4 protein-coding genes are annotated in these 6607 nt (G+C 71.6%); 2 read left to right on the top strand and 2 right to left on the bottom strand.

Annotated features, from left to right (window positions below):
• The first annotated feature begins 145 nt into the window (after nt 1-145).
• The gene (locus Q0A33_RS07495; protein WP_291794819.1) at nt 146-2656 is read left to right on the top strand and encodes an AAA family ATPase; all 2511 of its coding nucleotides are present in this window, start codon (nt 146-148) and stop codon (nt 2654-2656) included.
• A gap of 192 nt (nt 2657-2848) precedes the next feature.
• Here the strand turns inward: Q0A33_RS07495 and Q0A33_RS07490 are convergent, their stop codons facing one another.
• The gene (locus tag Q0A33_RS07490; protein WP_291794818.1) at nt 2849-4303 is read right to left on the bottom strand and encodes an aminomethyltransferase family protein; all 1455 of its coding nucleotides are present in this window, start codon (nt 4301-4303) and stop codon (nt 2849-2851) included.
• Between the two features lie 271 nt (nt 4304-4574).
• Between Q0A33_RS07490 and Q0A33_RS07485 the strand changes: the two genes are divergently transcribed.
• The gene (locus Q0A33_RS07485; protein ID WP_291794817.1) at nt 4575-5687 is read left to right on the top strand and encodes a methylenetetrahydrofolate reductase; all 1113 of its coding nucleotides are present in this window, start codon (nt 4575-4577) and stop codon (nt 5685-5687) included.
• An 82-nt stretch (nt 5688-5769) separates the two neighbouring features.
• Here the strand turns inward: Q0A33_RS07485 and Q0A33_RS07480 are convergent, their stop codons facing one another.
• Nucleotides 5770-6519, bottom strand: a complete 750-nt coding sequence (locus Q0A33_RS07480; RefSeq protein WP_291794816.1) for an IclR family transcriptional regulator — start codon at nt 6517-6519, stop codon at nt 5770-5772.
• Nucleotides 6520-6607: the final 88 nt, after the last annotated feature.

Below are 6607 nucleotides of genomic sequence, written 5' to 3'. Positions count from 1 at the left end.
CGGCAGAAGATCGCCGAGGCCTCAGCGCCCTGCTGTTCCAGGATATGCGGCGGAGGGGGTCTTGCCGCAAGGCCCCCTGCGCGGGTGAGAATCGTGCTCCTCCCCTCCTCCCACCCTCCCGTCCTTCCGCCTCAGAGGAGCTCCTGTGCCCACATCAACCTTCTTCGCCCTGCCGTCCCGTCTGCACCACAAGGCCTCGCCTGCTCTCCTCGCGGAGGACGAGGCCCGGTTCTCCGCCCTCGCCCGGGCGCTCGATGAGCGCAAGGAGGAGCTGGACCGTCGGCTCGCCGGCCTCCGCCGCGCTCGGGGTGGTCACGGTGAGGCGGCGCTGGAACGTGATCTCGCGATCCACCGGCTCACTGCGGAGCTGCGGCTGCTGCAGCGCTTCGGGGTCGAGATCTGCCTGGGGCGGATGGTGCCTGCTGACGGGTCCGCGCCCATCTGGGTGGGCCGCCGCGGCCTCGCCACGCCGGACGGCACGCAGCTCCTGGTCGACTGGCGCGCGCCCGCCGCCGCGCCGTTCTTCTCCGCCACCCGTGCCGACCCGCAGGGGCTCGGGAGCCGCCGCCGCTACCGCTGGTCCGGCCCGCACGTGGTCGACTACTGGGACGAGGCCCTCACCGAGGAGGCGCTCGCCGAGGCCGCAGCGGCAGCCACTGCAGCGGCCGGTGCGAACCCGGTCCGGCACAGCGGGGCCTTTCGCCCGCTCGCGCTCGACGAGCAGTCCTCCTTCATCGAGAGCCTGGGTGCCGCGCGCACTCCGCAGATGCGCGATGTGCTCGCCACGCTCCAGGCGGACCAGGACGCCATCGTCCGTGCGCCCGCAGCGGGGCCCCTGGTGGTGGACGGCGGACCGGGCACCGGCAAGACCGTGGTGGCGCTCCATCGCGCCGCGCATCTCCTCTACTCGCAGCCGCGTCTGCGCAGTCAGGGCGGGGTGCTGGTGATCGGTCCCCATCGGGCATACCTCGACTACGTCGCGGATGTGCTGCCCTCGCTCGGGGAGGACAGCGTCCGGCTGTGCACGGTCACCGATCTCGTGCCGGAGGGCGACGCCGTCACGTGTGCGCAGGCAGGAAGCAGTGCCCTCGCCGAGGCCTCTGCACGGTCGTGCGGCTCGTCCCCGTGCGAGCAGCCCCCGGTGTCCGTCGCGCAGGCGGCCGCCGCCCAGCACGACGCTTCCGACGAGGCCCGGCGCATCAAGGAGACGGCGGATCCGGAGACGGTGCTGGAGGCCGCTGTCCGCATCTACGAGGAGCCTCCGGAGGAGGAACTCCGCGTGGAGACACCATGGGCTGACCTCGTCCTCCGCCCGGCGGAGTGGCAGGAGGCCTTCGCCGCACCTGAGCCCGGCACCAGCCACAACGAGGCCCAGCTCCAGGTGTGGGAGGCGCTGGTCGAGATCCTCCACGACCAGCTGACAGGCCTCGGCGACGTTCCGATCCATCACCTCCGGCGTGCGCTCGCGCAGGAGGAGGATCTGCGCACGCTCTTCTCGCGGTCCTGGCCGCTGCTGTGCCACCAGGACATCGTGGCCGACCTCTGGACGGTCCCGGACTATGCGCGGCTGTGCTTCCCGGACCTCGGCCGGGATCAGGCTGAGGCGCTCAGGCGTGCAGATCCGCGGGCCTGGACCGCGGAGGACCTGCCCTTCCTCGATGCTGCCCGCCGTCGCATCGGGGATCCCTCTGCGCCTGCGCACGCGGCGCGCCGTGCCGCGGCCCGTACGGCCGAGGCCGAGGAGAGGCAGGGCGTCGCCGCTCATCTCATCGAGGCCGACGACAGCGAGCTCCAGCTCATGTCCATGCTGCGCGGGCCGGATCTGCGCGAGGCACTCCTCGAGGACGAGGCCGCGCCTGACGTCGCCGTCGGCACGACGGGCGCGGTCGTGCGCGGCACGGCCTCGGGCAGGGCGGTCTCGGGCAGGGCGGCCTCGGCGGCCGGGGACGCCCGTCTGGACGGCCCCTTCGCGCACATCATCGTCGACGAGGCGCAGGAGCTCACGGATGCGCAGTGGCACATGGTGCTGGCCCGCTGCCCGTCCCGCAGCCTCACGATCGTGGGCGACCGTGCGCAGGCACGCCGAGGGTTCGCCCATTCATGGGAGGAACGGCTGGGCCGCGTGGGTCTTGACCGGGTCCGCAGGGCAGGGCTGAGCATCAGCTACCGGACCCCCGCCGAGGTGATGGCCGAGGCCGCCCCGGTGATCCGGGAGGTGCTCCCGGGGATCGCGGTCCCGCGTGCGGTGCGCCGCACCGGTGCGCCGGTGGTGCACGGGCGGGTCGAAGACCTCGAGCGCATCCTCGCCGAGTGGCTGCGCCGGGAGCCGGAGGGGATCGCGTGCGTCATCGCCTCGGAGGCGGTGAGGGGGGGAGCCGGGGCGCAGCTGCGCGCGATCCGTGAGGCTGGGATGCCGCCGGAGCCGGCAACGCCGCATGCGGCGGATGAGCTGGCGCGGGAGGCGGGCGAGGCGGCGTGGGAGGCGGACGAGATGACACGGCGCGTGCGCATGCTCACCCCCGAGACGGCGAAAGGGCTCGAGTTCGACCTCGTGGTCCTCCTGGCGCCGAACTCCTGGGGTGAGGACGTCACTGCAGCGGTGGACCGCTATGTCGCGATGACGCGCTCCACCCGCGGCCTCGCGCTCCTGGAATGAGCGTGCAATGAGGAATGAGCGTGCAGTGAGGGGATGCCCACCCAAGCGTGCCATGGGCAGCAGCTCCGTTGTGTGATCGCTTCACCTGGCCACTCACGCACAGATGGCCGGGCGAAGCGATCACACCGCCGGAGGAAGGGAGGTGGGAGCCGCGCCCCGCGGACGCGGCTCCCACCGCATCCCGCTCCCGGCTCACACCGCGCTGTCGAGGCCCTTCTCCTTCAGGCGCTCACGGGTGTTGGGGTTGACGGACGGCCGGAACGGGATCTCCACGACCTCGCCCCAGACGGGATCTCCCGGGGTCTCCGCGTACTGGTCCGGCAGGTGCACCCAGACCGGAGTGCCCAGCCGGGTCATGGCGACCAGCACGTAGCCCATCGCGATGTTCGACTCCAGCTCCGGGGAATACCAGGGCGAGGTCACGTATCCCACGGGGGCGCCGCCGGGCTCCGCACTGATGAGCCAGAAGTCCGGTGCATAGTCGTCGATGGGCTTCCCGCCCAGCCGCATGCCCACGAGCTGGTGGGTGAACGGAGGATCGCCGGCCTCGATCCGGGCTCGCGCCGTCTCCAGCGCGGCCTTCCCGATGTAGTCCGCCGTCTTCTTCCTGGGCACCTGGTACGCGAGGTTCACCTGGAACGGCAGGGTCTCCACGTCCATGTCCTGTCCCCAGGAGAGGATCCCGGCCGCGATCCGCCTGTGGTGCGAGGGCGCCACGACCGCCAGGCCGTGCGCCTCGCCGGCGGCGAGCACCGCGTTCCACAGCTGCTCCGCGTACCGGGTGGCGTCGTAGAGGTAGATCTCGTAGCCCTTCTCACCGGTGAACCCGGTCTGGGAGACGATGACCCTGCACCCGGCGATCCGCGCGCTCATGAGGCCGTACGAGGGCAGATCCACGACCTCGGGCCCCACCAGGTCCGCCATGAGGTCCACGGAGCGCGGTCCCTGCACCTGGACGGGAGACACGTCGATCTCCGCGATCTCCACGTCGTAGGTCCCGGCGACGTTCACGCCCTGCAGCCACAGGAGCAGGTCGGAGTCGGAGAGGCTGAACCAGAACTCGTCCTCGCTGATCCGCAGGAGCACGGGGTCGTTGAGGATCCCGCCGTCCTGGTTGCAGAGGATCACGTAGCGGGCGCGCATGGGCGGGATCTTCGTGGCGTCGCGGGTGATGACGAAGTTCACGAACGCCTCCGCGTCCGGGCCCTTCACCCGGATCTGGCGCTCCACCGCCACGTTCCACAGCGTCACGCGGTTCACCAGCGCCTCGTACTCGGCCATCATCCCGCCGTCCTCCCGCGGGACGTAGCCGCGCGGGTGGTACATCCGGTTGTAGACCGAGGCGCGCCAGCAGCCGGCCTGCATCGACAGCTCCCAGTACGGGGACTTCCGCACGCGGGTGTCGATGAGCATCTCGACGGGAGTGGGCCCGGACTGGCGGAGGTTGATGGGCACCAGCCGGTCGCTCTGGTCGACGCTGGGGACGTTCTCGTCGACGGGGTGCTCGCCCACGTCGAGTGCGGCTTCCAGGTCCGGCGCGGTGTCCGTGCCTGCGCCGGCCTGCGGTTCTGCGCTGGTGGGCGGTTCGGGGGAGGCGGCGGTGCGGCCGCCCTCGGGGAAGGTGTCAGTGTCGTCGAAAGTGGTCATGAGGATCTCACCATCCGCTGTTCGTGCTGACTCGCTCGGAGCGTTGCCTCGCTCGGAGCACTGCCGTGGCCGAACCTGCCTGCGGTTCCCGCAGCTGCGGTGGATCCGCCCCGTGATGACGGGGCACGAGGTGTGGGCCGCCGCCGTTGCCGAACCCGCCTGCAGTTCTATAATATGGAACTGCAGTCCCATACCATGAGTGTAGCCCGCGCTCCGGCGTCGAGGCTGTGGTGTGGATCACATTCCTTTCCCGGAGGGGAGGCTGGCGAGGATGGCACTGCGGCGAGGACGCCTCAGCGAAGCCCAGTCCGCCGTGCTGCGTGAGCTCCTGGAGGCGCCCCGCTTCGAGGTGCTGCCCACGAAGTCCGTGGTCTCGGCCGTGACGGAGAACCTGCCGCAGGGCCGCATCGTGACCGTGACGGCCTCGCCCGGGATGGGGCTCGAGCGGACGCTGAGCACGGCGGTGAGTCTGCAGGAATCCGGCTATCGCACGGTTCCGCACCTCGCGGCCCGGATGGTCGAGAGCAGAGGCCGGCTGGAGGAGATCGTCGGCCGCCTCACCGGTGCCGGGGTGGACTCCGTCTTCGTGCCTGCCGGCGATGCCGCTGAACCTGCCGGACCGTACACCGGGGCGCTCGATCTTCTGCGCGACCTCGCGGAGTTGGGTTCTCCCTTCGGGCACGTGGGCGTCGCCGGCTACCCCGAGTCCCATCCGACGATCCCCGACGGGACGACGGTCCGAGCCATGACGGACAAGAGACCGTACGCCACCCACGTGGTGAGCAATCTCTGCTTCGATCCCGCGCGGGTCGCCGCGTGGACGCGCACACTGCGGGGGCGGGGCGAGGCGCTGCCCGTCCTCATCGGCGCGGCGGGTGCGGTGGAGCGCACCCGGCTCCTCAAAGTGGCCGGGGCCATCGGTGTGGGGGAGTCGGCCCGCTTCCTCGCCAAGAACCGCTCGCTCTTCGCACGGATGTTCACCCCCGGCGGCTTCAGCCCGGAACGGTGGCTCCGACAGCTGGTGCGGGAGCTCGACGCGCAGGGAGTTCCCGTGCTCCCCGAGAAGGGGGCCGAGGCCTCGGGGACGGGAGCGCGGGAACCCTCCGAGCGGAGGGCGGCTGCTCCTGAGGCCGGGGCAGTGTCCACCCCCGAGGTGGGGGCCGGGGCCGAGTCAGCATCCGCGCCCGAGGCCGAGGCCAGGGCCGCGCGTGAGGTCGGAGAGGGGCCTGCCCAGCACCCCCGGAGAGGCGGACACACCCACGGCCGCGGGGACGGGCCCGTGCCCGCGTCCGTGGTCCGCGGCCTCCACGTGTACACGTTCAATCAGATCGCGGCGACGGAGACGTGGCGCCGTGATCTGGTCGAACGCCTGAGCCGAGAGTGAGAGGGACGGAAGGCGAGGAGCCCGGACCGCTGCGCGCTCGTCTCAGGCTGTGCGCGACCTTCTCTGGTTGCGCGCAGGCGTCTCAGGAGGTGCCGCGGCGCTGCGCGAGTCCGCGTTCGAGTGAGCGCGCCGCCTTCATGAGCAGGGTGCCCATCCGGGCGTGCTCGCCCTCCAGCCGCAGCGACGGGCCGGAGATTCCGAGCGCTGCGTGGACGGATCCGTCGGGTCTGCGCACGGGTGCGGCGATGCCGTCGAGTCCCTCCTCGAACTCGCCGCAGGTGACGGCGTAGCCGCGCGTACGCACCTGCTCCAGGTCGGCCTCGAGCGCGGGGAGAGTGGTGAGGGTGTGCGGTGTGCAGGACTCCAGCTCGCCCTCGGGCAGCGGCAGGGCACCGAAGGCGTACATCACCTTGCCCAGGGCCGAGGTGTGTGCCGGCACCTCGGCGTTCACCCAGCTGGTCGCACCCAGCACGTAGGCGGAGTCGACCTGGGCGATGTGCACGACGGTGTCACCGCTGGGAACCCCCAGCGTCACCGTCTCCGAGGTCGCCTCACCCACCTGTTCGAGGAGCGGCTGGGCCGCGGCCGCGAGGGTCTGGACCCTGTCGAACCGTGAGGCGTACTCGGCGAACAGAGGGCCTCCGCGGAAGAGGCCCTCGCGATTGCGCTCGAGGAGCCCGCCGCGTTCGAGTGCCTGCAGAAGGCGGGAGGCGGTGGAGCGGGCCAGGCCGGTCTGCTCCACCACGGCCGTGTAGGAGACGGGGTCCTCGGCCCGGACGACGAAGGCGAGGACCTCTGCGGCGCGGTCGATCGACTGCGTACCGCTGCTCATGGCTCTCTCCGTCCTGGGGTGGGGGGACGTCTCGAGGATACCCGGGCTCTCTCAGGCTCCCGCCGGACCGGGGTGCTCACTGTCCTCT

Origin of the sequence: Brevibacterium sp., assembly GCF_022712115.1 — a bacterium.
In the GTDB taxonomy this organism is placed as follows: domain Bacteria; phylum Actinomycetota; class Actinomycetes; order Actinomycetales; family Brevibacteriaceae; genus Brevibacterium; species Brevibacterium salitolerans.
This window is presented reverse-complemented; position numbering and strand designations above follow the sequence as displayed.